Genomic DNA, 25,310 nt, shown 5'->3' with positions numbered 1-25,310 from the left:
GCAGGCTACCGACTGTTTGGTACGTCGGGTAGATCGGTTGCCGCCAACCGCCGGAGGCGGGGCGGGGACGGAGCGGCCGCGGGACGGAGGCGGGGCAGGGGCAGGGCCGGGGCAGGGGCAGGGGCAGGGGCAGGGGCAGGGCCGGGGCCTTTCAGGCCTTTCTTGGCCCTGTGACGGCCGAATGGCGATCGTGTGACAGCAGGGGCCATGGACATGACGTGGGGCATCGGGCGTGAATACGGTCGGACCACAAAGCTTCGAACCGAGCTGTCTCCCCTACCACTTGGAGCCCAGGTGTACCGCAAAGCCATCGCCCCGAGCGTTCTCGCCGCCTCCCTTCTGCTGGCGATCCCGGCGTCGGCGACGAGTTCCGTTCCGGGCGCCCCGGGTATCGGCGACCCCTACTACCCGGCCAGTGGAAACGGGGGGTACGAGATCTCCCACTACGACCTGCGCCTGCAGTACCAGCCGAAGACGGACCTGCTGGAGGGCACCGCGACCCTCCTCGCCACCGCCAAGCAGGACCTGTCGCGCTTCAACCTGGACTTCGGCCTGGAGGTGAGCGAGATCCGGGTCAACGGCGCCAAGGCGAAGTTCGCCAAGTCCGGCACGCAGGAGCTCGAAGTCACCCCGGCCTCAGCGCTCCAGCGCGGAAAGCAGGCGACCGTCGTCGTCAAGTACGCGGGCAAGCCCTCGGAGTTCAAGATCGACGGCTGGAGCGCCTGGCAGCGCACTCCGGACGGCGGCGTCGCGGCGCAGGAGCCCGACTCGGCGGTCTGGTGGTTCCCGAGCAACGACCACCCGCGCGACAAGGCGACCTTCGACATCTCCGTCAACGTCCCCGACGGCACCCAGGCCATCAGCAACGGCGTGCTCCAGTCGCAGAGCTCGAAGCTGGGCTGGACCCGCTACAACTGGCGCTCGAACAAGCCGCAGGCCACGTACCTGGCCACCCTCGCCATCGGCAAGTTCGACATCACCACCGACAAGACGGCGAGCGGGCTGCCGATCCTCAACGCGTACAGCAAGGACCTCGGCGACAACGCGGGCGCGGCGCGGGCGAGCGTGGAGCGCACCGGCGAGGTCGCGGAGTGGCTGGAGGGCGTCTTCGGCCCGTACCCCTTCAACGCGCTGGGCGGCTACGTCCCGAACGTGCCCAGCGGCTTCGCGCTGGAGACGCAGACCCGGCCGTTCTACAGCCCCCGGCAGTTCGCGAACGGCTCCAACGCCTCGGTGGTCGTGCACGAGCTGGCCCACCAGTGGTACGGCGACAGCGTGTCCGTGGACAACTGGAAGGACATCTGGATCAACGAGGGCTTCGCCCGCTACAGCCAGTGGCTGTGGTCGGACAAGGAGGGCGAGGGCACCGCTCAGGAGCTCGCCGACTGGGCCTACGCCTCGCGCCCGGCCGAGGACCCGTTCTGGCAGGTCAAGCCCGGCGACCCGGGCCCGGAGAACCAGTTCCACGGGGCCGTCTACGACCGCGGGGCCATCGCCCTGCAGGCGCTGCGGAACGAGATCGGCGACGAGAAGTTCTTCGCGATCCTCAAGGGCTGGCCGACCGAGCACGCGTACGCGAACGCCTCGGTCGGGGACTTCGTCCGCTACGCGGAGAAGATCTCCGGCAAGCCGCTGGCGCAGCTCTTCGAGGACTGGCTGTACACGCCGGGCAAGCCGGCCTTCGCCCCGCCGGCCGCCAAGGCCCCCGCGGCGCGCTCCCTCCAGGCCCCGGCGAAGCCGCCGGTGGAGCCGAAGTCCTGGAAGAAGATCGCCGAGACGAACACGATCCACGAGCACTGACCTCTGCTCTTGGGCGCAAGACCCGCGCGCCGGTGCCCCTCAGCGGGCGCCGGCGCGTCGGCGCGCCCGGGCCTCCCGCGCGATGGGCAGGTACCGCAGCCGCTCCGGCAGCACCGGTACGAGGAGCCGCGCGACCGTGCTGAAGCGGCGGAGCCTGCGCTCCTGGGCCGGGGTCCATTCCAGGCCGATCGCGGCGCGCGCCTCGGGCGGCATGTAGCCGACGGTGACGAAGGCCCGCAGGCGCAGGTACAGCACGCGCAGGCGCGGCCAGGTGAGCCGGAGCAGCAGCCGCACGGGCGCCGGGCCGATCTCGGGGCACGGTACCGGCACATCGGTGGCCACCAGCTCGCGGGCGACCTTCGTGGGCTCGATCTCCTCGGCCAGCATCCGGTGGTAGTAGGGCCAGAACTCCTCGATGCTCTGCGGCATGTCCCGGTCGTGGAGGCCCAGGATCCGGCCCACCTGGAGCCACTCCCGGTACATCTGCCGCTCCTGGGCCGGAGTGATGCGGCGGAACAGGTAGCGCCCGGCGTACAGGGAGACCGGGAATCCGGTGGCGTGCACCCAGGCGTAGCAGGCGGGGTCGAGGGAGTGGTAGCGCCTCCCCCGGGTGTCGATGCCCTGGATCTCCTTGTGCAGCCGGCGGACCCGGCGCCCCTCGGCGGCGGCGTGCTCCCCGCCGTAGACCCACAGCTGGACCGAGCGCAGCGAGCGCTCGCCGCGCCCCCAGGGGTCGGTGCGGAAGACCGAGTACTGGTCGACCCCGGCGCCGACCGCGGGGTGGGCGACCTGAAGGGTGAAGGCTGCGGGCAGCATCAGCAGGGCGCGGATGTCCCCCGAGGTGCCCCAGAGCACCCCGCCGGGCGGGGGCGGCTCGGGGTCGGTCCGGCGGCCCGCCGCCTTGCGGGTCGAGGTGTCCGCGTCCTCGGTCGTGCTCATCCGTGGTCCCCCAGGTCTCGCTGTGCTCCGTCCTCCCAGTATCCGTGCATTGCGGAGCGCCCCCGAGTTGACCTGGGCAGGACAGAAAGTCTTGTCATGGGTGTTACCCAGAGGTAACCGCGGCTGCTTGTATGGCGGCGTCGATCTTCCCCCGCAGGAATGATGGAGTCCCCCATGCCGAACACCTCGCACCGCCGCAACCGGGCCGCGGCCGCCGCCGTCGCGATGATCGCCGCCGGCACGCTGGCCGGCACGACCGCGCCCGCCGCCACGGCCGCGGAGAGCGCCGATGCACCCCGGCTGAGCGTGCTGTCGTACAACGTGTTCCTGATGAGCAAGAACCTCTACCCGAACTGGGGCCAGGACCACCGGGCCGCGGAGATCCCCAAGACGTCCTTCTACCAGGGCCACGACGTGGTCGTGATCCAGGAGGCCTTCGACAACGGCGCCTCGGACGCGCTCAAGGCCAACTCGGCCGCGCAGTACCCGTACCAGACCCCGGTCGTCGGCCGCAGCAAGAGCGGCTGGGACGCCACGGGCGGCGCGTACTCCTCGACGACCCCGGAGGACGGCGGCGTCACGATCCTCAGCAAGTGGCCGATCGTCCGCAAGGAGCAGGTCGTCTACAAGGACGCCTGCGGCGCCGACTGGTGGTCCAACAAGGGCTTCGCCTACGTCGTGCTGAACGTCAACGGCGCGAAGGTGCACGTGCTCGGCACGCACGCCCAGTCCACCGACCCGGGCTGCGGCGCGGGCGAGGCGGCGGACATGCGCGCCCGCCAGTTCCGGGCGATAGACGCCTTCCTGGACGGGAAGAACATCCCGGCGAACGAGCAGGTCATCGTGGCCGGCGACATGAACGTCGACTCGCGCACCCCCGAGTACGCCACCATGCTCGCCAACGCCGACCTGGCCGGCTCCGACACGCGCACGGGCCACCCGTACTCCTTCGACACCGCGCTGAACTCGATCGCGAACTACCGTTACCCGAACGACCCGCGCGAGGACCTGGACTACGTCCTCTACCGCAAGGGCAACGCCCGCCCGGCGGGCTGGGAGAACAACGTGGTCAAGGAGCAGTCGGAGCCCTGGACGGTCTCCAGCTGGGGCACGTCCTACACCTACGACAACCTCTCGGACCACTACCCCGTGATCGGCCGCTAGCCCCACGGCCCGGGTCAAGCCGGTGTCGACTCCGTCTCGGACACCTCGTCCGCCGGAGCCCACACCGGCACCACCTCGGCGTCGTCTCTGGCGCGGCCGGGAGGGGGCGCTTTCGTGCGTTCAGGGGCGCACGAAGAAGACCCCGCCCACCGGACAGGGCCGTTCGGGTTACGGCGCCTCGGGCTCCCCCTCGTACAGTCCGTCGATCAGGGCCGCGTACTTGTCCCGGACCACCCGGCGGCGCAGTTTGAGGGAGGGGGTGAGCTCCCCGCTCTCGGGGCCCCATTCCTCGGTCAGCAGCCGGTAGCGCTTGATCTGCTCGGTGCGGTTCAGCCGGGCGTTGGCCGCCTCGACCGCGCGGGCGACCTCCTCGCGGACGGCCGGATGCTCGGCGAGGTCGGCGGCGGAGGCGGCTTCGATGCCGCGGGCGGCCGCCCAGGCGGGGGCCAGTTCGGGGTCCAGTACGAGCAGGGCGACGAGGTAGGAGCGGCCGTCGCCGTGGACCAGCGCCTGCCCGATCAGCGGGTGTTCCTTGACCGTGTTCTCCACCAGCGCCGGCGAGACGTTCTTGCCGTTCGAGGTGATGATCAGTTCCTTCTTGCGGTCGGTCAGCCAGAGGAACCCGTCCTCGTCCAGCCGGCCGATGTCCCCGGTCGGGAACCAGCCCTCCGCGTCGGACGCGCTCTCCACCGAGCCGTCGGGCCGCAGGTAGCCGCCGAAGACGGTCGCCCCGCGGGTCAGGATCTCCCCGTCCTCGGCGAGCCGCAGCTCCAGCCCCTCGATCGGCCGGCCCACCGACCCGAGCCGGAAGCCGTCCGGGCTGTTGACGGTGCACACGCCCGAGGTCTCGGTGAGCCCCCAGGCGTCCATGATGGTGATCCCCCAGCCCGCCCAGAAGCGGACCACGTCGATCGGCATCGGCGCGGTCGCACTGGCCGTCCACAGCAGCCGGTCCATCCCGGCCAGCCCCAGCAGCGGGTCCAGCACCTGCTCCTTGGCCAGGCCGTACGAGGCTTCGAGCGCTTGCGGCACCTCCTCGCCGCGCTCCCGGTGGCCCGCGCGGGTGCGCGCCAGGTCGTTGGCGGCTTCGATGGCCTCCCGCTGCTCCGCCGGGAGCTGCGCGAGGACCGCCCGTACGGAGGCGGCGAGCTTCTCCCAGACCCGCGGCACGCCGAAGAACTGCACCGGGTGCAGCTCGCGCACCGCGCCCGCGACGGCGGCCGGGTCGGCGCACAGCCGTACGTGCGCGGCCCGCAGCAGCGGCAGGTAGATGCCGAGGACCCGCTCGGCGATGTGCGCGAAGGGCAGGTAGCAGATGTGCTCGGCGTGCTCGGGCAGCTCGACGTGCCGGTCGAGGCGGACCGCCTGGAGCATGATGTTGCGGTGGGTCAGCCGGACGCCCTTGGGGTCGCCGGTGGTGCCCGAGGTGTAGACGACGGTCAGCGGGTCCTCGGGCCGGGACTCCTGCCAGGCCTTCTCGAAGGCGTCGGGGCGGTGCGCCCGTGCTCCGCTCGCGTGCAGGGACCCGTAGGTGCGGTGCGGGCCGGCGTCGGCGGCCTCGGCCACCACCAGCCGCTCCAGCGGGACCCCGGCGTCGGCCAGCAGCGGTTCCCACCGGGCCAGCTCGCGGGCGCCCTCAACGACCGCGACCCTGGCCCGGGAGTGCCGGGCGATGTGCGCGATCTGCTCGGGCGCGGAGGTTCCGTACACGGTGACGGGGACGGCGCCCAGGTGGACCAGGGCGAGGTCGCTCAGCCAGTGCTCGGGGCGGTTGCCCATCATCAGCAGGACGTGCTCGCCGCGCTCGATGCCGAGGGCGGCGTATCCGGAGGCGAGGACGGCGACCTTGCGGCGCACCTCGGACCAGGTCAGGGTCGACCAGCCGGGGCCCTCGCGCCACGAGAGGGCGGGGAGGGCGCCGTGATCGGCGGCGTTACGGGCGAGCAGGGCGGGGAGAGTGAGCTCTTCGGGTCGTCCGGGCAGTCGCAGGTTCGTGGTCATGGGCAGCTCCTGGCCGTTTCACATCGTTGGTGCGACAGCAATACTGTTGAACCCAAGCTGTGGAGCAGAGATCGAGGCGCAGACGATGACCGACCAGGCACCCGAGCCGATGCTCACCGTCGACGAGCTGGCGGCCAGGGCGGGCGTAACCGTCCGCACCGTACGGTTCTACAGCACTCGCGGGCTTTTGCCCCCTCCCGTGATCGGACCCCGTCGGGTGGGGCACTACGGGCCGGAGCACCTGTCCCGGCTGGCGCTGATCGAGGAGTTGCAGCACCAGGGCATGACCCTGTCCGCGATCGAGCGCTATCTGGACGCGCTGCCCGACGACCTGAGCGCGCACGATCTGGCGATCCACCGTGCGATGGTGGCGAGTTGGGCCCCGGACGCGGCCCAGGAGGCTTCGCTGGAGGAGCTGGAGAAGCGGGCGGGGCGGAGCCTGTCGGAAACCGACCTGCGGCGGCTGACGGCGATGAACGTGCTCGCCGCCTCGGGGGACGGGTTCCGCGTCGACGTGGGGCTGCTGCGGCTGGGGGTCGCGCTGCTCGACGTACCGATCGCGCACGAGACGATCCTGGCGGCGCGCAAGGTGCTGGTGGAGCACACCAGGTCGGCGGCGCACGAGCTGACGGCGCTGTTCCGGGACGAGGTGTGGGGGCCGTTCACGCTGGGCGAGAGCGATCCGGAGCGGGTGGAGTCGATGAAGGCGCTGTCGGCGCACATGCAACCGATGGTCGTACAGGCCCTGGTGACGGCCTTTCAGCGGTCGTTGAGGGAGGAGCTGCGGGCGGCGTTCGTCTCGGAGCCGGCCGGCTCCGAGTGAACGCCGCCCGCGGATGCGGGGCCCGGGAGGGCCGGGCTCAGACGCCGCCTTCGATGATCGTCCAGCCCGAGGAGACCTCGTTGAGCGGGCCGACGTTGGCGTAGTTGCCCCTGCTGAGTTTGGAGATCCAGGCGGTCCCGTCGTCCTTGTAGAAGAACAGGCTGTCCGAGGTCCGGCCCACGAGGTTCCACACGCCCGAGGTGCCGATGTCGCGGAACGCGCCGACCGTGCCGTTGGTCGCCGAGGCCAGCCGGTACTGGAGTTCGGAACCGTTCCTCGCCATGCCCAGTACCGTGTCCTTGGTGGCGACCAGGGTCCCCAGGAACACGTCTCCGTCCCTGTTGTCCACGTTGGTGAAGACGCCGCCCTTCAGGCTCCCGTAGCCGACGTTGCTCTTGGGGAACTCGCTCGACCCCTTCCTGGCCGTCGTGGCCAGCAGCGTGTCGCAGGAGGCGGCCATGAACGCCCAGCCCGTGCTGAAGTTGTCGTACTGGCGTACCTCGTGGTACCTGCCCCTCTTCAGCGTGCCGGTGACTCCGTGGCCGGAATCGGCGTCGTAGAAGATGATCGAGTCGCCCGACGCCTCGACGATGCTCCAGCCCGTCGAGAAGTCGTCGAAGCGCTCGACGCGGGAGTACCGCCCCGCGGTGAAGGTGCCGGTCTCCCCGGCCCCGGTGTCCGCGTTGTACAGGAGCATCGAGTCGCGGCTCGCGGCGGCGTGCGTGTACCCGGTGGGAAGGTTGAACCCACCCTTGTACTGGTAGTTCCCCGCCGACAGGGTGGCGGTCCCCGTCGAGCCGGTGTCCTGGTTGTAGAAGAGGATCGAGCTGTTCGGGGCGGTCTGGTTGCAATACGGTGAAGCAGCGGTCGCGGGCGCCGCCGGCGCCGCCAGCAGGACAGCCGTCGCGGAAGTGGCAAGTGCGGCCACCAGGGATTTCTTCATGAGGCTCCCCGTTTCTTCGCACGTGAACGGTGGCTCCCCGGCACGTGAACGGTAGGTCCCCCGGCACGTCGCAGGCGCTCCCCGCGCCGTGCCCGCTCGAATGGGGACGCGTGCCCTGTTCATCGTGCGCCGCGTCCGGCGGCGGCGCATCTCGGGTCCCCCGTCATGCGGCGGGGGGCGCCCCGGGGAAGTCCCCGGGGCGCCCCCCGCGTTCCGTCGGCGGACGGGTCCTCAGTCCGTGTAGGTCTCGCCGCGCTCGGCCTTCGCCACCAGGGAGGCCGGCGGGGTGAAGCGCTCGCCGTACGTCCCGGCCAGCTCGCGGGCGCGGGCGACGAAGCCCGGCAGCCCGCCCTCGTAGCCGTTGATGTACTGGATCACGCCGCCGGTCCACGCCGGGAAGCCGATGCCCATGATGGAGCCGATGTTGGCGTCGGCGATGGAGGTGAGGACGCCCTCGTCGAGGCAGCGGACGGTGTCCAGCGCCTCGGAGAAGAGCATCCGCTCCTTCATGTCCTCGAAGGGGATCTCGGCGTCCGGCTTGCCGAAGTGCTCTCGCAGACCCGGCCAGATGCGGGCGCGCTTGCCGGCCTCGTCGTACTCGTAGAAGCCCGCGCCGCCGCTGCGGCCGGGGCGGCCGAACTCGTCGACCATGCGGTCGATGACGGTGTCGGCGGGGTGCTCGGCCCACGCCCGGCCCTCGGCCTCGAAGGCCTTGCGGGTCTCGTTGCGGATCTTGCGCGGCAGGGTGAGGGTCAGCTCGTCCATCAGCGAGAGCACCTTGGCGGGGTAACCGGCCTGGGCGGCGGCCTGCTCGACGGAGGCGGGCTCGATGCCCTCGCCGACCATCGCCACGCCCTCGTTGATGAACTGGCCGATGACGCGCGAGGTGAAGAAGCCGCGCGAGTCGTTGACCACGATCGGGGTCTTGTTGATCTGGCGGACCAGGTCGAAGGCGCGGGCGATGGCCTCGTCGCCGGTGCGCTCGCCCTTGATGATCTCCACCAGCGGCATCTTGTCGACGGGCGAGAAGAAGTGCAGGCCGATGAAGTCGGCGGGGCGCTTCACGCCCTCCGCGAGGCCGGAGATCGGCAGGGTGGAGGTGTTGGAGCAGAGCAGCGCGTCGGGGGCGATGACGTCCTGGATCTCCTGGAACACCTTGTGCTTGAGCCCGGTGTCCTCGAAGACGGCCTCGATGACGGCGTCGCAGCCCGCCAGGTCGGCCGCGTCGGCGGTCGGGGTGATCCGGGCCAGCAGCTCGGCCCGCTTGGCCTCGGTCGTACGGCCCCGGGAGAGCGCCTTGTCGAGCAGCTTCTCGGAGTACGCCTTGCCCTTGGCGGCGGCCTCGGGGGTGACGTCCTTGAGGACCACCTCGATGCCCGCGCGGGCGCAGGAGTAGGCGATGCCGGCGCCCATCATGCCGGCGCCGAGCACGGCGACCTTGGTGACCTTGCGCGGTGCGACGCCCTGCGGGCGGCTGCGGCCGGCGTTGACGGCCTGGAGGTCGAAGAAGAACGCCTGGATCATGTTCTTGGCGGTCTGTCCGGTGACCAGCTCGGTGAAGTAGCGGGCCTCGATGGTCAGCGCGGTCTCGAAGTCCACCTGGGTGCCCTCGACGGCGCAGGCCAGGATGTTGCGCGGGGCCGGGTACGGGGCCCCGTTCAGCTGCTTCTTCAGGCTGGCCGGGAAGGCCGGGAGGTTGGCGGCGAAGCGCGGGTTGGACGGCGTACCGCCCGGGATCTTGTAGCCGGGGACGTCCCAGGGCTGCTTGGACTCCGGGTTCGCGTCGATGAAGGCGCGCGCCTTGGCGAGCATCTCCTCGGGCGTGGCGGCCAGTTCGTGGACCAGGCCGTTGTCGAGGGCGCGCTGGGGGTTGTACTGGGTCCCCTGCAGCAGGACCTTGAGCAGCGCGTCGGCGATGCCCATCAGGCGGACGGTGCGGGTGACGCCGCCGCCGGCCGGGAGCAGGCCGAGGGTGACCTCGGGCAGGCCGATCTTCGAGCCGGGCGCGTCGAGGGCGACCCGGTGGTGGGAGGCGAGGCAGATCTCGTAGCCGCCGCCCAGCGCCGCGCCGTTGATGGCCGCGACCACGGGCTTGCCGAGGGTCTCGATGCGGCGCAGGGAGCTCTTGATCTCGGTGCCGGTGTCGAAGGCGAGCTGTGCGTCCTCGGGGCGGAGGCGGATCATGTCCTTGAGGTCACCGCCCGCGAAGAAGGTCTTCTTGGCGGAGGTGATGATGATGCCGCGGATGGAGTCCTTCTCGGCCTCGGCGCGGTCGGCCACGGCCGCGATCGAGTCCTTGAAGGCCTGGTTCATCGTGTTGGCGGACTGGTTCGGGTCGTCGAGGGTCAGGGTGACGACGCCGGTCTCGTCCTGCTCCCAGCGGATCGTGCTGGACTCGCTCATGGTCACTGCTTTCGTATCGGAAGGTCCAGGGGGCGGGGATGCGGGACGGTTCAGAGCCGCTCGACGACGGTGGCGACGCCCATGCCGCCGCCGACGCAGAGGGTGACGAGGCCGTAGCGCTTGTCCTGGCGCTCCAGTTCGTCGACGATCGTGCCGAGGATCATCGCGCCGGTGGCGCCGAGCGGGTGGCCGAGCGCGATGGCGCCGCCGTTGACGTTGACCTTGTCGAGGGAGACGCCCATGTCCTTGACGAAGCGCAGCACGACGCCGGCGAAGGCCTCGTTGATCTCGATGAGGTCGATGTCGTCGATGGTGAGCCCGGCCTTGGCGAGCGCCTTGCGGGTGGCGGGGGCGGGGCCGGTGAGCATGATGGTGGGCTCGGAGCCGGAGACGGCCGCCGAGACGATCCGGGCGCGGGGCCGCAGACCGTTGCGCTCCCCCGCCTCGCGGGAGCCGATGGCGACGAGGGAGGCGCCGTCGACGATGCCGGAGGAGTTGCCCGCGTGGTGGACGTGGTCGATCTTCTCGACCCAGTGGTACTTCTGCAGCGCCACCGCGTCGAAGCCGCCGAGCTCGCCGATGTCGGCGAAGGAGGGCTTGAGCTTGGCCAGCGTGTCGGCCGTCGTTCCGGGGCGCACGAACTCGTCGTGGTCCAGGACGACCAGGCCGTTGCGGTCGGTGACCGGGACCACGGACTTCGCGAAGCGGCCGTCCTTGATGGCGGCGGCCGCGCGCTCCTGCGAGAGGGCCGCGTACTCGTCGACGTCGCGCCGGGAGAATCCCTCGATCGTGGCGATCAGGTCGGCGCCGATGCCCTGCGGGACGAAGTTGACGTCCCAGTTCGTCATCGGGTCGTTGAACCAGGCGCCGCCGTCGGAGGCCATGGGCACGCGGGACATGGACTCCACGCCGCCCGCGAGGACCAGGTCCTCCCAGCCGGAACGGACCTTGGCGGCGGCCAGGTTGACGGCCTCCAGGCCGGAGGCGCAGAAGCGGTTCTCCTGTACGCCGGCCACGGTGTCCGGCAGCCCGGCGGCGATGGCCGCGATCCGGGCGATGTCGGAGCCCTGGTCGCCGACCGGGCCCACGACGCCGAGCACGATGTCGTCGATGGCGGCGGGGTCCAGGCCGGGGTTGCGCTCGCGCAGGGCGTGGATGAGGCCGACGACCAGGTCGATCGGCTTGGTGCCGTGCAGGGCGCCGTTGGCCTTGCCGCGGCCGCGCGGCGTGCGGATCGCGTCGTATACGTAAGCTTCGGTGCTCACTGGTCAAGCCTTTCGAGGGGAGGTTAGCCGAGCAGGGAACGGCCGATGATCTCTTTCATGATCTCGGTCGTGCCGCCGTAAATGGTCTGGATGCGGCCGTCGGTGAAGGCCCGCGCGACCCGGTATTCGGTCATGTATCCGTATCCGCCGTGGAGTTGCAGGCAGCGGTCGGCCACCCGCTTCTGGAGCTCCGTGGCCCACCACTTGGCCATCGAGGCGTGCACATGGTCCAGTTCGCCGCTCGAGTGGTCGCTGATGCACCGGTCGAGGAACGCCCGGGTGACGGCGCACTCGGTGGCCATCTCGGCGATCTCGAACCGGATGTGCTGGAGCTTGGCGAGCGGCCGGCCGAAGGCCTCGCGCTCCTTCACGTACTGCGTGGTGATCTCCACCAGGTACTCGGCGGCGGCGATGGCGGCCATCGCGATGCCCATCCGCTCCTGCGCGAGATTGGTCATCAGGTGCACGAAGGCGCCGTTCAGCTCGCCGAGCAGGTTCTCCTTCGGGACGCGCACGTCGTGGAAGAACAGCTCGGCGGTGTCCTGCGCCTTCTGGCCGATCTTGTCGAGGTTGCGGCCCCGCTCGAAGCCCTCCGCGCCGCGCTCGACGACCAGCAGCGACAGGCCGTGGGCCCCGCCCTCCGGGGTGGTCTTCGCCACCACGACGACCAGGTCGGCCAGGATGCCGTTGGAGATGAAGGTCTTGGAGCCGTTGAGCACCCAGTGGTCGCCGCGGTCCTCGGCTCTGGTGCGGATCCCCTGGAGGTCGGAGCCGGCGCCCGGCTCGGTCATCGCGATGGCGGTGATCGTCTCGCCGCTGCAGAAGCCGGGCAGCCAGCGGCGCTTCTGCTCCTCGGTGGCCAGCGAGGTCAGGTACGGCCCGATGATGTCGTTGTGCAGGCCGATCGCGAGCCCCGGGGCCCCGGCGCGGGTGAACTCCTCGGCGAGCACGGCCGCGTACCGGAAGTCCGTGTTGCCGCCGCCCCCGTACTCCTCCGGGACGGCCATGCCGAGCAGTCCCTGGCGGCCGGCCGCCCGCCAGGCGTCCCGGCTGACGATGCCGTCCTTCTCCCACTGCTCGTAGTGGGGCAGCACCTCCTTGGTGAGGAAGGTGCGGACGGTCTCGCGGAACGCCTCGTGCTCGGCGTCGAAGATCTGGCGCTTCATCAATGGTCTCCCTGCGTTCCTACAGCCAGCTCTTGACGGTTTCGATCAGCCGGGCCGGCTCGGGGCCGACCGGCGTGACGTTGAGCATGGTGACGCCCGCCTCGCGGAAGGCCTCGACGCGCTCGCGCACGTAGCCCTCGGGCCCGCACAGGGTCATCAGTTCGCAGAACTCGTCCGGCACGGCGGCCGCCGCGTCGCGCTTGCGGCCGGCGAGGTACAGCTCCTGGATCTTCCGGGCCTCCTCGCCGTACCCGTAGGCGACGGCGAGGTCGTTGTAGAAGTTCTTGCCGGGCGCGCCCATGCCCCCGACGTACAGCGCGATCTGCGGGCGCGCGAGGTCCCGTACGGCTGCCGCGCCCTCACCGATGGCCAGCAGTCCGCCCGCGACAGTCCGCAGCGGGCCGAGCTCCGGGGCCCGGCGCGCCGCGCCCTCGGCGAGGGCCCCGCCCCACACCGCGCGGGCCTTCTCCGGGACGAAGAGGGTGGGCAGCCAGCCGTCGGCGATCTCGGCGGTCAGGCGCACGTTGGCCGGGCCGAGCGAGGCGATGTAGACGGGGACGGCGTCCCGGACCGGCCGGGTGAGGATCTTCAGCGGCTTGCCGTGCCGGCCGCCCTTCTCGGGCGGCAGCGGCATGTCGGTGATGCCGTGGTGGTCGATCGTCTCCCGGCGCCAGATCCGGCGGCACAGTTCGACCGTCTCGCGGGTGCGGCCGAGCGGCTTGTCGTACGGCATCCCGTGCCAGCCCTCGACCACCTGCGGGCCGGAGGCGCCGAGGCCGAGCAGCGCCCGCCCGCCGGACATCGCGTCCAGCCCGGCCGCGGTCTGGGCGATCAGGGCGGGGGTGCGGGAGTACACGTTGAGGATGGCCGAGCCGATCTTCATCCGCTCGGTGCGGGCCGCCAGGTAGCCCATGATCGTCGGGGAGTCGAAGCCCCACGCCTCGGCGACCCATACGGCGTCCAGCCCGGCGCTCTCCAGCGCTGCGGCCTGGTCGGCGGCCCGGCGCGGGTCCCCGGAGTAGTCGAGCATCATCGACAGTTCCATCACGCCTCCTTCCCGAGCAGGGCCGGTACGCCCCAGTCGGCGGCCACCGACCCGGTGTCCGCGCCCGGCCGGGCGGGTCCGGAGGTGACGGTGCTCGGCGTCGCGGAGAAGCGCGGGGCGGGAGCGGGCTGCGTGATCCCGCCGTACTCGGTGAAGGTCCCGCGCGCGGCGAGGTGGGGGTGGTGCGGGGCCTCGCTCAGCGAGAGCACGGGCGCCACGCAGGCGTCGGTGCCCTCGAACACCGCCGTCCACTCCTCGCGCGTACGGGACTTGAAGCGTGCGGCGACGGCCTCGCGCAGTTCGCCCCAGCGGGCGAGGTCCTTGCGGGCGGGGGCCTGGTCCTTGATGCCGAGCAGGTCCACGAAGGTGTCGTAGAACTGCTGCTCCAGCGCGCCGACCGCCATGTACTGGCCGTCGGAGGTCTCGTAGGTCCCGTAGAAGGGGCAGCCGCCGTCGAGGAGGTTGGCCCCGCGCCGGTCCTGCCAGCCTCCGGCCGCCATCATCCCGTGGATCATCGCGGTGAGGTGGGCGGTGCCGTCGACGATCGCGGCGTCCACGACCTGCCCGCTGCCGCCGGGCGTGCGGGCGTGCTGGAGGGCGGCGAGGACGCCGATGACGAGGTAGAGGGAGCCGCCCGCGTAGTCCCCGACGAGGTTCGCGGGCACGGCCGGGGGCTCGCCCGGCCCGCCGATCATCCCGAGGGCGCCGGTGACGGCGATGTACGCGATGTCGTGCCCGGCGGTGTGTGCCAGCGGGCCCGCCTGGCCCCAGCCGGTCATCCGGCCGTATACGAGCAGGGGGTTCCTGGCGCGGCAGTCGGCGGGGCCCACACCGAGCCGTTCGGCGACGCCGGGGCGGAAGCCCTCGATGAGCACGTCGGCGCGCTCGACCAGGTCCAGGACCCGGGCGGGCCCGTCGGCGGACTTCAGGTCGACGAGGACCGAGCGCTTGTTGCGGTTGGTGATGTCGAAGGCGGGGTCGACCGCGAGCCCGCCGCCGCCGGGCCGGTCCACCCGTACGACGTCCGCCCCCAGGTCGGCGAGGAGCATGGCGGCGAAGGGGCCCGGCCCGATGCCCGCCAGCTCGACGACGCGCACTCCGGCGAGCGGGCCGTTGCCCGGCACGGGGTCCCGTCCGGTCCCGTGCGCGGCGCCCTGCCCGTTCCCTGTCACTGCCATCGAGCCCCCAGCTTCTCTGGTGTAGGACTGTGTGACACAACTGATGTAACACCAGTGATGCTAGGAACGTGTTCCACTCAGCACAAGCCCCTGGAGAGCAAGCGCTTAGCCGGTTGGCCCGATCCGTGCGTCGAGTTCCCTGACGTGGCGCTTGAGCGCGACCGTCCGGTAGCTCTCCTCGACCCACTCGCACAGCACCTGGAGCGAAGGCGCCCCCTTCTCCCCCAGCGGTACGGACACCCAGCCGGACCGGCCCAGGCCGTACCCGGTGGGCTCCGCGCCCGGCGCGGTCATCGCGTGCCCGTGCAGCGCCTCGTCCTTGAGCTTCACGGAGAGTCCGGGCGGCTGGGGACCGTCGGTGTTCCCCAGGAAGACGAAGATCTTCTTGTTGACCTTCACCACGCAGTCCTCGGGCCCCCAAGGGTGATCCTCCACGGCCTCCGGGAGCCCGAGGGCGAACTCGCGCACCGCCTCCCACTTGCGCACCGCAGCCTTCATCGCCGCCTCCATTTACCGCAGGTCACACCTGCTCGCACGGACAGTCGGAACTCACGCTAGCCTCAGCCCCCGACACCAGCTGGGAGGAGCGGGCATGAACGCACAGGTTCGGCAGGGCGATCAGGAACGGGCCTACGACGTCGTGCTCTTCGGCGCGACCGGATTCGTGGGGGCGCTCACCGCCGAGTACCTCGCCGCGCACGCCCCCGCGGGCTGCCGGTGGGCCCTCGCGGGCCGCGACACCGCGAAACTGGAGCGGCTGCGCGAGCGCCTGACCGCCATCGACCCGGCCTGCGCGGCGCTGCCGCTGCTCCGGGCCGACGCCCGGGACGCCGGGCAGGTACGGGAACTCGCCGCGTCCGCCCGGGTGCTGGCCAGCACCGTGGGCCCGTACGTCCTGTACGGGGCGGAGCTGGTCGCCGCCTGCGCCGAGGAGGGCACCGACTACCTCGACCTCACCGGGGAGCCGGAGTTCGTGGACCGGATGTACGTCGAGCACGACGCGCGGGCCCGCGAGACGGGCGCCCGGCTCGTGCACGCGTGCGGCTTCGACTCGGTCCCGGCCGACCTCGGGGCGTACTTCACGGTGCACCAGCTCCCCGCCGGGGTCCCGCTGCGCGTCGACGGGTTCATGCGCTCCAACGCCCTCTTCTCCGGCGGCACCCTGACCACCCTGCTCACCGCGATGGGCCGCGGGCGCCAGAACCTGGCCGCGGCGCGGGCGCGCCGGCTGCACGAGCCCCGGCTGCCTGAGCGGCGGGTCCGGGGGCCCGTCGGCGCGCCGCGGTTCAGCCGCGAGACCGGGACCTGGGCGCTGCCGCTGCCCACCCTGGACCCCCAGGTCGTGGCCCGGTCGGCGGCCGCGCTGGAGCGGTACGGGCCGGACTTCCGCTACCGGCAGTACGCCTCCGTGGAGCACCTGCCGACGGCGGTGGGCGGTGTGGCGGCGGTGGGGGCGACGGTGGCCCTGGCCCAGGTCCCGCCCGTGCGGCGGTGGCTGGCCGGCCGCTGGGAGCCGGGCCGCGGGCCGGACGCGGAGCGGCGGGCGCGCAGCTGGTTCACGGTGCGGTTCGTCGGCGAGGGCGGCGGGCGGCGGGTGTTCACCGAGGTGTCGGGCGGCGACCCTGGCTACGGGGAGACGGCGAAGATGCTGGCCGAGGCAGCGCTCTGCCTGGCCTACGACGCCCTGCCCGAGGCCGCCGGTCAGCTCACCCCGGCGGTGGCCATGGGCGACGCGCTCCTGGACCGGCTCCAGAAGGCGGGAATCCGCTTCCGGGTGGTCGACGCCCGCTGAGCCGTGCCGGTCGCGATCGGCCCTTCGTGATCCTGTGACAGGGCCCGGCCGCCGTGAGAGCATCGCCTCGATTCACGGGCGGTGGCCGGGGCGGGGCTGTTGCGGCGGGTCTGTGCGGGTGGGGCTATGCGGGCGGGGGCTATGCGGGCGGGCGATGTGCTGGACCGGCGGTACCGGCTGGAGGAGAAGCTGGGCGCCGGTGGTTTCGGAGTGGTCTGGAAGGCGTACGACACCCGGATCCAGCGGTCGGTGGCGGTCAAGACGGGGCACCCCCGGACCCCCGCCGAGGGGCTGCGGATGGCGAAGGAGGCCACGCTCGCGGGCAACCTCGCCCATCCGCACATAGCGGCCGTGTACGACTTCGGCGAGGCGGAGCCCGCCGGGGAGCGCACGCTGTACCTGGTCATGGAACTCGTCGACGGGGAACCGCTGTCGACGGTGCTGCGCCGGGGCGTGCCACCGCTGGCGACGGCGCTGGCGTGGGCGGCGCAGATCTGCGCGGCGCTGGCGGCGGCCCATGACGCCGGGGTCGTGCACCGGGACATCAAGCCCGCCAACGTGATGATCACGCGGGTGGGCGGCCGGGTGAAGGTGCTGGACTTCGGTATCGCCCGGCACCGGTCCGACCCGGCCCGGCTCACCGGCGAGTTCACCGTGCTCGGCTCGCCCCACCACATGGCGCCGGAGCGCTGGTCCAGGGCCGCCGTCGACGGGCGGACCGACCTGTACGCCCTGGGGTGCGTGCTCTTCGAACTGTGCACCGGGCAGCCGCCGTTCCGCAGCACGGACTGGCAGGAGGTGGCCCAGCTGCACCGGTCGGTGCCGCCGCCCGTCCCGAGCGCGCTGCGGCCCGGGCTGCCGGGCGGGCTGGACGCGCTGCTGGCGGAGCTGCTGGCCAAGGACCCGGCGGGGCGGCCCGCGCAGGCGGGTGAGGTGGAGCGCCGGCTGCGGGAGCTGGCGGCGGCGGATCCGCGGGGGCCGGAGGTGGCCGGTGCGGGTGCGGCGGGTGCGGGTGCGGGTGCGGCGGGTCCGGGGGCTGCCGATGCGGGGGCTGCCGGTCCGGGGGCCGTTGTCGCCCCCGCGGCGCCCGAGCCGGAGCCGGAGCCCGCGCCCGGGACCGGGTCCACACCGGTGCTGCCCGTACCCGTGGCCTCGTTGCGCCGGCCCTGGCGCCGCGGGGTGCTCGCGGGGGCCGGTGCCGCCCTGGTCGCCGCCATCGCCCTGGCGGCCTGGCAGTTGACCCCCCTGAAGGGCACCGGGAACCGTGCGGCCGGCGGGCCCGGAAGCTCCGCCGCGGCGGCTCCCGCGTCCTCGGCGTCGCCGTCGCCGTCGCCGTCCGCGGGCACCACCGCGTCCGCTTCCGCCTCCGCGCAGGTCTCCCCGTCGGCTCCGCCTTCCGCGTCGGCGGCCGCTCCGCCCTCCGCCCCGGCACCGGCCGGCAGCGGCGGCCCGGCGCCCGCTCCGTCGGCGACGGCCAGGACCACCCCGGCCTCGCCCCCGCCGGTGCAGGCGCCGGCCCTGCCGACGGGGTGGTTCCGGTTCACCAACGCGGCCACCGGGATGTGCCTGTCGGTGCCCGACGCGAGCACCTCGGCGGCGATGGGCCTGGTCCAGGAGCGCTGCGGCGGCGGGAACGACGCAGTTCTGGCAGCTGCGGGCGGAGGGGCAGGGCGCGTACTCGGTCCGCAACGCCAACAGCGGCCAGTGCCTGTCGGTCGACGCGGCCCGCAAGGAGAACGGGGTGGTCATCACCCAGTACATCTGCGGGCTCTACCCCGACCAGTACTGGACGCTGCGGTTCGACGCGGCGTACCGGGGCTGGCAGTTGGTCAGCCGCAACAGCGGCCGCTGCGTGTCGATCCGGGCCGGCGGCGGAAACCGGGAGCAGGCCCTCCAGTGGGACTGCACGGCGACGGCGGAGCTCTCCTGGCGCACGTGACCGCTCACGTGACCGCTCAGGACGCCTCGCGCAGGGCGCGCCTGCACAGGGAGTCGGCGTGCCGAGTGGTCTCGGGGATCCGGAAGCGGGGGCTCAACTCCAGTGCGTGGGCACAGGCGTTGTCGAGCGAGACCCGGTGGCCGACGGAGACGTACACCGGCTTGACGCCGTCCTGCGTGCGCAGCGCCCGCCCGACGACCGCGCCGTCGGGCGCGAGCAGCAGGGCCGCGTCGCCGCGCCGGGCGCCCGGTTCCTCGTACGTGAAGGTGAACGGGTTCTTCGCGACGCCGATGCTGGGCAACCCGGTGACCACCCCGAGGTGGCAGGCGAGGCCGAACCCGCGCGGGTGGGCCAGTCCGTAGCCGTCGCAGACGACGAGCCCCGGGGTGACGGTGAGGGCGTCGAGCGCGGCCAGCACGGTCGGCAGCTCCCGGAAGGCGAGCAGGCCGGGCACGTAGGGGAAGCTGACGTGCCCGACGGCGGTGGCCTCCTCGACCACCTGGAGGGTGGCCGCGTCGAGGACGACGGCCGCGGCGGCGACGAGGTCGCGCTCGTCGTCGTAAGCGACGTCGACACCGGCGACCAGCCCGCGTCCCGGCGGGGGTCCCGCCTCGTCGAGCACTACCAGATCGCGCAGTTCGTCTTGTATCGCCCGGGCCTCGGCCTCGTCGGCGGGGGTCTTCGCACTCGTCATGATGGAGCGAGAGTAGCCTGGCGATCATGTTCGTCATGGAGCTCACCTACACCGCGCCCATCGAGTCCGTGGAGGAGGAGATGGACGCGCACATCGCCTGGCTCGACGGCTACTACGCGTCCGGCATCTTCCTCGCCTCCGGCCGCAAGGTCCCGCGCGACGGCGGGGTCATCCTGGCCGGGGGCGTCTCCCGGGCCGAGATCGAGAGGATCGCGGCCGAGGACCCCTTCACGGTGGCGGGCGTGTGCGCCTACCGCATCACGGAGTTCATGGCCACGAAGACGTCCGCGGACCTCGCGACGGTACGGGAGAACCCGGCGATCTAGAGCCGCGGCGCGGGCGGGTGCCGCCCGCGCCGGCGGAGCGTCGGTGTTCCGGCCGCCGCGGAAGGATCAGCGCCGTTCCAGCCGGGCCACCCGGCCCTTCTCGCCCGACGCCCAGCAGCCCCCGTCGGGCGCGCAGGTGACGGTGTCGAACGAGCCCGGGTCCAGCCCCCGCCAGGTGCGGCCCCCGTCCGCGGTGACGTCCGTACCCGTCGGGCCCACCGCCAGCGCCGTCGCGCGGCCGAAGGGGTGCCAGGCGACCCCCGACCGGTAGGCCGGCGGCGGTGTGGCCGCCGGCAGCCAGGTGCGGCCCGCGTCCGCGGAGACCGCCGCGGCCCGGGGGGACGGCTGGCCGGTGCGGTAGTCGCCGCCGACCGCGAGGCCCTTCGTACGGTCGCGGAAGGCGAGGCCGAAGACTCCCCGCGCCGGGTCGCCCGCGGGCACAGTGGAGTCGGCCACCCGCCAGGTCCGGCCGCGGTCCGCGGAGTGCAGGACCCGTCCGGCGGCCCCGCCGCCGGTGGCGAGCCAGACGTCGCGGGAGCCCGCGGAGACCAGGCACTGCCCACTGGCCGCGAAGCCGGCCTCGCCCGGCAGTGCGTCCGGCATTCCGGCGCTCGGCAGCGGCTGCCAGCTGCGCCCGCCGTCGACGGTGGCCAGGAGGCGGAACCGGCCGTCCACGGGGTCGCTCACCGCCAGCCCGTGCCGGGAGTCGAAGAAGGTCAGGCAGTCGTAGAAGGCGCGCGGGTCGGGGTTGCGGAAGGTCTCGGTCCAGGTGGCGCCACCGTCCTCGGTCCGCAGCACCCGGGAGGCCTCCCCCTCCCCGATGGACAGGGCCACCGCGCGGCGGGAGTCGAAGGCCTCGATGTCGCGCAGCTCCAGGCCCTCCGCGACGGCGCCCGGCGGCGAGACGTCGCGCCAGCTGCGGCCGCCGTCCACCGTGCGCAGCACCGTTCCCTTGGACCCGGCCACCCAGGCCGTGGACCGGCTGACCGCCGAGAGGCCCCGGAAGCGGGAGTCCTTGCCGGTCTCCTTCAGGGCCCAGTTCGCGCCCCGTAACCCCTCGCCCGACTCCCCCGCCGCCTGCGCGGGGGCGGCCATGATCCCCATCACCAGCACGGCCGTGCACATGCCAACTCCCAGAAGTCTCATGGCGCCGGAAGCTAACGCACCCGGCAATCCCCGTCCAGGTCGCCGTCCGGCCAGCTCCTCCTGCGCGGGGAACTGAGCGTGACCGCCCCGGACGGCGTAGTCCACGCGTAGGTCAGGGCCGCGCTTTGCGCCTGTGGAGTGAGCGGTAACAAGCCGTACTGCGACCGCTCCGAGGGCTGCGGAGCCGACGGGGAACCGCCCCGCACATCCGCTCCCCCGTCACGCTGTGCGATCACACGGGTGGGTTCCGGCCAATCGGTGACACAGCTCACGCAACTTCGCGTGCACGGATTTGCCGAATCCGGCGTCTATCCGGTTGCCGGGTTCCACCCCATGTCCCGGCCGCAGATCCGCAGCAAGGGAGCGAGCCTTGATCACTGTCATCGAGCAGGCCGTACAGGCCCGACTGGTCGCCACCGCGCCGAAGGTCGACACCGTCCCCGTCACGCTCTGCTACGACCGTTCGGATCCCTTCGCCGTCCGCATGGCCTTCCCCGCTCCCGCCACCCTGGAAGGCGTCGAGGTCTCGTGGACCTTCGCGCGCGAGCTGCTGGAGGCGGGGCTGGACCGCCCGGCCGGCTACGGCGACGTGCGCGTGCGCCCGTACGACGCCGACCGGACCACCGTCGAGTTCCACGCGCCCGAGGGCGTGGCGATCGTGCTGATGCTGACGGCCGAACTGCACCGGTTCCTGGAGCGGGCCTCGACGGTCGTGGCGCCGGGCCTGGAGCACCTGTACCTCGACGTCGACCACGGTCTGGCCGAGCTGATGCGCGGCTCCTGCTGAGGTCTTCGGCCCTGTCCCGGGGACCCCTTTCCCCGTCCCGGTCCTAAATTCGTTTGCGGGCGGCTTCGGCCGCCCGTAATTTCGTAGGCGCCCCATTGCCGCCGAACGGAGTAGGACATTGCTCTTCTGAGGTCCGAGACACCGACCCCCGTCACCGCCTGACCATCGTCACCGTCTGACCGTCGGCTGTCTCCCCGCGTTGCACGCACCACTCACGCAACCTGGAGGCCTCCATGAGCCATGCTCCGACTTTCATCACCTGCTCCGCCCTGTCCTTCGACTGGCCCGACGGAACCCCCGTCTTCGACGGCTTCCAACTCGCCGTCGGCCCCGGCCGTACCGGCCTGATCGGACTCAACGGCTGCGGGAAATCCACTCTGCTGAAACTGCTCGCCGGTGAACTGACCCCGTCCGAGGGCCAGTTGTCCATCGCCGGAACGGTCGGCTACCTCCCGCAGACCGTCACCCTCGACACCGCCCTGCGCGTGGACGAGGCGCTCGGCATCCACACCACCCGCGCCGCCCTGCACGCCATCGAGGCGGGCGAGGCCACCGAGGCGAACTTCGCCGCCGTGGGCGACGACTGGGACGTGGAGGAGCGGGCCCTGGCCACGCTCGACCAGCTCGGACTGGCCCGGATCGGCCTGGACCGGACGGTCGGCGAACTGTCGGGCGGCGAGTGCGTACTGCTGCGGCTGGCCTCCCTGCTGCTGGCCCGGCCGGCCGTACTGCTGCTCGACGAGCCGACCAACAACCTCGACCTGCGCGCACGGCGCCGCCTGTACGCGGCGGTCGAGTCCTGGTCCGGGGTGATGGTCCTGGTCAGCCACGACCGGGAGCTGCTGGAGCGGGTCGACCAGATCGCCGACCTGCGCGACGGCGAAGTCCGCTGGTACGGCGGCAACTTCACGGACTACGAGGAGATGCTCGCCGCCGAGCAGGAGGCCGCCGAGCGGATGGTCCGGGTCGCGGAGGCCGACGTGGAGCGGCAGAAGCGCGAACTGTCCGATGCCCACGCCAAATTGGCGCGGCGCAAGCGGTACGGCCAGAAGATGAACGACACCAAGCGCGAACCGAAGATCGTCATGGGCGCCCGCAAGCGCGCGGCGCAGGAGTCGGCCGGCAAGCACCGCATCATGCACACCGAGAAGCTGGCGCAGGCGAAGGAGCGGCTGGACCAGGCGGTGGATGCCGTACGGGACGACGCCGAGATCCGGATCAAACTGCCCGCCACCCAGGTCCCGCCGGGGCGGCGCGTGCTGACACTGGCGGATCTGCGGCTGGCTCACGGCGCCGCGGTGCAGGGCGAGTGGGAGCTGCGCGGCCCTGAGCGGATCGCACTGGTGGGCGGCAACGGCTCGGGCAAGACCACCCTGCTGCGGACGATCGCGGGGGAACTCGCCCCGGAGTCCGGGGAGGCGGTGACGCACGTACCGACGCGGTATCTGCCGCAGCGCCTCGACGTACTGGACGACGACCGCTCGGTGGTGGAGAACGTGGCGCGGTTCGCCCCGCACGCCACGAACAACCTGATCCGGGCGCGGCTCGCGCACTTCCTGCTCCGGGGGGCCCGCGCGGACCGGCCGGCGGGCACGCTGTCGGGCGGCGAACGGTTCCGGGCGACGCTGGCGGCGCTGCTGCTGGCCGAGCCGGCTCCGCAGCTGCTCATGCTGGACGAGCCGACGAACAACCTCGACCTGGCGAGCGTACGGCAGTTGACGGACGCGCTGGACTCGTACGAGGGGGCGCTCGTGGTGGCGAGCCACGACGTGCCGTTCCTGGAGTCGATCGGCATCACGCGGTGGCTGCTGCTCGACGGCGAGCTGCGCCCGACGACGGCCGAGGAGGTACGGGAGTCCCGGTGGCAGGGGTGATCCCGCAGCCGGGCACCCTCGGGGCAGGCCCGGCTCCCGGGGTCGGGGCCGGCTTCAGGACAAGGGGAGCGGCAGCGGCAGGGGCAGGGGCAGGGGCAGGGGCAGCGGGAGTAAGGCCCAGGATTTGGTGCCGCCCGCAGGGGTGAGGACGGGGGTGAGCCCCCAGTCCCCGCCGCACGCCTCGACCACCGCCGCGAGCAGCCACATCTCACGGCTGCGCCGGCGCCGGCACTCCTCGCTCGCATCGGGCGAGGAGTGCGCGGGGTGTTGGTCGTAGACGACGATCCGCAGCGCGTCGAACTGCCATCGGATCTTCAGCACCATCTCTTTGTCGGGTGTGAACCGGTGGGCGCAGGCGACGAGTTCCGAGGCCGCGAGGGCCGCGGTGTCGAGCAGGTCGCGCAGCCCGTGCCGGGTGAGCAGGGCCCGTACGGCGGAGCGGGCGCTGCCCGCGCAGTAGGCGCCGCCGGGCAGGCCTATGGAGTAGCGCAGCTTCTCCGCCTCGGGCGGAGCCTGCCGGAACTCATGGACCGACCGCAGGCCACGGAGGGTGCCCGTCATCGTGCTGCTCCAAGTTCTGAGGTGGGCGGCGTGACCGAGAGCTTGTGGTCAACCCGCCTGTGGCCATACAAGGGCTCGGCGTCGCCCCGTGTGAGACTTGCACTACCGACCGTAGCGTAACCCGGTGCACAGTGCTACTACTTGTACGACCACTTGATGTTTTCTCATGGCATATCCGGCATCGATACGGGCAGCGCCACCTGCCCGCGGGCCGGGGATAGGGGGATCCATGCCACCCAGGAGTACGCCGACCGCGCGGCAGCAGCGCCTGGGCTCCGAGCTGCGCAAGCTCCGCGAGCAGTCGGGAATGACGGTCCAGCAGGCCGCGGCGCTCCTGGGCGTCGACCGCACGCGGATCCCGAACATCGAGTCGGGCCGGATAGGCATCAGCGCCGAGCGCGTGCGCACCCTCGCCTTCAACTACGACTGCCCGGACCCGGGTTTGGCCGACCTGCTCGCCTCGATGGCGCAGGAGCGGGACAAGGGGTGGTGGGAGCAGCACCGGGGGATGCTGCCGCCCGCCCTCCTGGACATCTGCGAACTGGAACACCACTCCGTCGAGTTGAACACCGCCGTGACCACGCACATACCCGGCCTGCTCCAGACCGAGGCGCACGCGCGGGCGGTCTTCGACACGGCCGACCCGCCGCTGCCGGAGCCGGATCTCCAGGCCCGCCTCGCGCTGCGGATGAACCGCCGGCAGATCTTCGCGCGCGAACGGCCGCCGCTGTACGAAGCGGTGGTGCACGAGGCCGCGCTGCGGATGCAGTTCGGCGGGCCGAAGGTGGCGCGGGCGCAGCTGGAGCACATATTGGAGGAGTCGGAGCGGGCGCGTACGACGGTGCGGGTCATCCCGTTCACCGCCGGGGGCTTCCCCGGCGCCGGGCAGTCCTTCACGTACGCCGCCGCCTCGATATGCCGGCTGGACACCGTGCAGCTCGACAGCTCGCACGGCTCGATGCTGCTGGACTCCCACATGAAGCTGATGCGCTACCGCGGGCTGCTGGAGCGGCTGCGCACGCTGGCACTGCCGGCCGCGGCCTCGCGCGATTTCGTCCGCGCCGTCGCCCAGACGCTCTGACCCGGCCGACCGGATCCCGACGAGGAGACGAGAAGACTCCATGAACACGATGCCGACGAACACTCCCGCGGCACCCGCCGCCCCCGCCACGCTCGCCACGCTCGCCGCCTCCCCGGCCGGCCCCGCCATCGCCTGGGGGGAGGCCTTCTGCAGCGAGGGGGCCAACTGTTTCCGCTTCGGGCGCGACGCCGAGGGCCGGGCGTACATCGGGACCACCGGGTCCGCGACGTACGTCACGGACTCGATCGACGCCCTCCGAGCCCTGGTCTCGGCCGTCAAGGCGGGGGCGGCGGACCACCTGCTCGCGTGACTTGGGCCCCGGGTTGCCCAGCCAGACCCCTCCCAAACTGCGCAGATAACGGGATGTAACCGGGCATACCCAT

At 72.2% G+C, this 25,310-nt stretch carries 22 protein-coding genes and 1 pseudogene; 11 read left to right on the top strand and 12 right to left on the bottom strand.

What is annotated here, in order from left to right; all coding sequences use genetic code 11:
• Positions 1-294 precede the first annotated feature (294 nt).
• Positions 295-1,800, top strand: a complete 1,506-nt coding sequence (locus AB0M99_RS11675) for a M1 family metallopeptidase (protein WP_365919092.1) — start codon at positions 295-297, stop codon at positions 1,798-1,800.
• A gap of 39 nt (positions 1,801-1,839) precedes the next feature.
• Here AB0M99_RS11675 and AB0M99_RS11670 read toward each other — a convergent pair whose 3' ends face one another.
• A complete protein-coding gene (locus AB0M99_RS11670) occupies positions 1,840-2,739 on the bottom strand; it encodes an oxygenase MpaB family protein (protein ID WP_365919090.1) in 900 nt (299 codons plus the stop codon).
• Between the two features lie 174 nt (positions 2,740-2,913).
• Here AB0M99_RS11670 and sph point away from each other — a divergent pair, with 174 nt between their 5' ends.
• A complete protein-coding gene (sph, locus tag AB0M99_RS11665; RefSeq protein ID WP_365919088.1) occupies positions 2,914-3,903 on the top strand; it encodes a sphingomyelin phosphodiesterase in 990 nt (329 codons plus the stop codon).
• Between the two features lie 168 nt (positions 3,904-4,071).
• Here the strand turns inward: sph and AB0M99_RS11660 are convergent, their stop codons facing one another.
• Complete coding sequence (locus tag AB0M99_RS11660; protein WP_365919086.1) at positions 4,072-5,904, bottom strand: AMP-dependent synthetase/ligase; 1,833 nt, start codon at positions 5,902-5,904, stop codon at positions 4,072-4,074.
• A gap of 85 nt (positions 5,905-5,989) precedes the next feature.
• Between AB0M99_RS11660 and AB0M99_RS11655 the strand changes: the two genes are divergently transcribed.
• Entirely contained in the window at positions 5,990-6,727 is a 738-nt protein-coding gene (locus tag AB0M99_RS11655) for a MerR family transcriptional regulator (protein ID WP_365919084.1), read from the top strand.
• A gap of 37 nt (positions 6,728-6,764) precedes the next feature.
• Here AB0M99_RS11655 and AB0M99_RS11650 read toward each other — a convergent pair whose 3' ends face one another.
• The 7 genes from AB0M99_RS11650 to AB0M99_RS11620 all read right to left on the bottom strand — a co-directional run bounded on the left by AB0M99_RS11650 (position 6,765) and on the right by AB0M99_RS11620 (position 15,237).
• Entirely contained in the window at positions 6,765-7,670 is a 906-nt protein-coding gene (locus tag AB0M99_RS11650) for a hypothetical protein (protein WP_365919082.1), read from the bottom strand.
• Positions 7,671-7,901: 231 nt separating this feature from the next.
• Positions 7,902-10,073 carry a 3-hydroxyacyl-CoA dehydrogenase NAD-binding domain-containing protein gene (locus AB0M99_RS11645; protein ID WP_365919080.1) on the bottom strand — a complete coding sequence of 724 codons (2,172 nt, stop codon included), beginning with the start codon at positions 10,071-10,073 and terminating at the stop codon, positions 7,902-7,904.
• Between the two features lie 50 nt (positions 10,074-10,123).
• Positions 10,124-11,338 carry an acetyl-CoA C-acetyltransferase gene (locus tag AB0M99_RS11640; protein WP_365919078.1) on the bottom strand — a complete coding sequence of 405 codons (1,215 nt, stop codon included), beginning with the start codon at positions 11,336-11,338 and terminating at the stop codon, positions 10,124-10,126.
• A 23-nt stretch (positions 11,339-11,361) separates the two neighbouring features.
• Positions 11,362-12,504, bottom strand: coding sequence for an acyl-CoA dehydrogenase family protein (locus AB0M99_RS11635; RefSeq protein WP_365919076.1), 1,143 nt, complete (start codon positions 12,502-12,504; stop codon positions 11,362-11,364).
• A 19-nt stretch (positions 12,505-12,523) separates the two neighbouring features.
• Positions 12,524-13,549 (bottom strand): LLM class F420-dependent oxidoreductase, encoded by a 1,026-nt coding sequence (locus AB0M99_RS11630; RefSeq protein ID WP_365919074.1) that lies wholly within the window; start codon positions 13,547-13,549, stop codon positions 12,524-12,526.
• Positions 13,549-14,727, bottom strand: a complete 1,179-nt coding sequence (locus tag AB0M99_RS11625) for a CaiB/BaiF CoA-transferase family protein (protein ID WP_365919072.1) — start codon at positions 14,725-14,727, stop codon at positions 13,549-13,551. The genes AB0M99_RS11630 and AB0M99_RS11625 overlap by 1 nt, the downstream gene beginning before the upstream one ends.
• A gap of 105 nt (positions 14,728-14,832) precedes the next feature.
• Complete coding sequence (locus tag AB0M99_RS11620) at positions 14,833-15,237, bottom strand: MmcQ/YjbR family DNA-binding protein (protein WP_365919070.1); 405 nt, start codon at positions 15,235-15,237, stop codon at positions 14,833-14,835.
• A gap of 82 nt (positions 15,238-15,319) precedes the next feature.
• Between AB0M99_RS11620 and AB0M99_RS11615 the strand changes: the two genes are divergently transcribed.
• The 3 genes and pseudogenes from AB0M99_RS11615 (at position 15,320) to AB0M99_RS11605 (ending at position 18,458) form a co-directional block, all read left to right on the top strand.
• Entirely contained in the window at positions 15,320-16,519 is a 1,200-nt protein-coding gene (locus AB0M99_RS11615) for a saccharopine dehydrogenase NADP-binding domain-containing protein (RefSeq protein ID WP_365919068.1), read from the top strand.
• A gap of 126 nt (positions 16,520-16,645) precedes the next feature.
• A pseudogene (locus tag AB0M99_RS11610) lies at positions 16,646-17,380 on the top strand (serine/threonine-protein kinase); the annotation flags it as partial.
• 403 nt (positions 17,381-17,783) lie between these two features.
• Positions 17,784-18,458: an RICIN domain-containing protein gene (locus AB0M99_RS11605; protein WP_365919218.1), complete on the top strand. Its 675-nt coding sequence runs from the start codon at positions 17,784-17,786 to the stop codon at positions 18,456-18,458.
• A gap of 16 nt (positions 18,459-18,474) precedes the next feature.
• Here AB0M99_RS11605 and AB0M99_RS11600 read toward each other — a convergent pair whose 3' ends face one another.
• Positions 18,475-19,152, bottom strand: coding sequence for an endonuclease V (locus tag AB0M99_RS11600; protein WP_365919066.1), 678 nt, complete (start codon positions 19,150-19,152; stop codon positions 18,475-18,477).
• A 26-nt stretch (positions 19,153-19,178) separates the two neighbouring features.
• Between AB0M99_RS11600 and AB0M99_RS11595 the strand changes: the two genes are divergently transcribed.
• Positions 19,179-19,478, top strand: coding sequence for a YciI family protein (locus AB0M99_RS11595; protein WP_365919064.1), 300 nt, complete (start codon positions 19,179-19,181; stop codon positions 19,476-19,478).
• A gap of 66 nt (positions 19,479-19,544) precedes the next feature.
• Here AB0M99_RS11595 and AB0M99_RS11590 read toward each other — a convergent pair whose 3' ends face one another.
• Entirely contained in the window at positions 19,545-20,603 is a 1,059-nt protein-coding gene (locus tag AB0M99_RS11590; protein WP_365919062.1) for an oxidoreductase, read from the bottom strand.
• A gap of 391 nt (positions 20,604-20,994) precedes the next feature.
• On the opposite strand from AB0M99_RS11590, the gene AB0M99_RS11585 reads away from it, so the two are divergent.
• Together AB0M99_RS11585 and AB0M99_RS11580 are read left to right on the top strand one after the other, a co-directional pair.
• Positions 20,995-21,411 carry an SsgA family sporulation/cell division regulator gene (locus AB0M99_RS11585; RefSeq protein ID WP_365919060.1) on the top strand — a complete coding sequence of 139 codons (417 nt, stop codon included), beginning with the start codon at positions 20,995-20,997 and terminating at the stop codon, positions 21,409-21,411.
• A gap of 233 nt (positions 21,412-21,644) precedes the next feature.
• On the top strand, positions 21,645-23,285 hold the full coding sequence (locus tag AB0M99_RS11580; protein ID WP_365919058.1) for an ABC-F family ATP-binding cassette domain-containing protein: 1,641 nt from the start codon (positions 21,645-21,647) through the stop codon (positions 23,283-23,285).
• A 54-nt stretch (positions 23,286-23,339) separates the two neighbouring features.
• On the opposite strand, the gene AB0M99_RS11575 is transcribed toward AB0M99_RS11580, so the two are convergent.
• The gene (locus tag AB0M99_RS11575) at positions 23,340-23,846 is read right to left on the bottom strand and encodes an ATP-binding protein (protein ID WP_365919057.1); all 507 of its coding nucleotides are present in this window, start codon (positions 23,844-23,846) and stop codon (positions 23,340-23,342) included.
• A gap of 229 nt (positions 23,847-24,075) precedes the next feature.
• Between AB0M99_RS11575 and AB0M99_RS11570 the strand changes: the two genes are divergently transcribed.
• Both AB0M99_RS11570 and AB0M99_RS11565 read left to right on the top strand, forming a co-directional pair.
• Entirely contained in the window at positions 24,076-24,927 is an 852-nt protein-coding gene (locus tag AB0M99_RS11570) for a helix-turn-helix transcriptional regulator (RefSeq protein ID WP_365919055.1), read from the top strand.
• Between the two features lie 40 nt (positions 24,928-24,967).
• Positions 24,968-25,237, top strand: coding sequence for a hypothetical protein (locus AB0M99_RS11565; protein ID WP_365919053.1), 270 nt, complete (start codon positions 24,968-24,970; stop codon positions 25,235-25,237).
• Positions 25,238-25,310 lie beyond the last annotated feature (73 nt).

It is taken from the genome of Streptomyces sp. NPDC051183 (genome assembly GCF_040682455.1).
GTDB lineage: Bacteria > Actinomycetota > Actinomycetes > Streptomycetales > Streptomycetaceae > Streptomyces.
The sequence above is the reverse complement of the archived record's forward strand: the minus strand, read 5'-3'. Positions and strand labels throughout refer to the sequence as shown.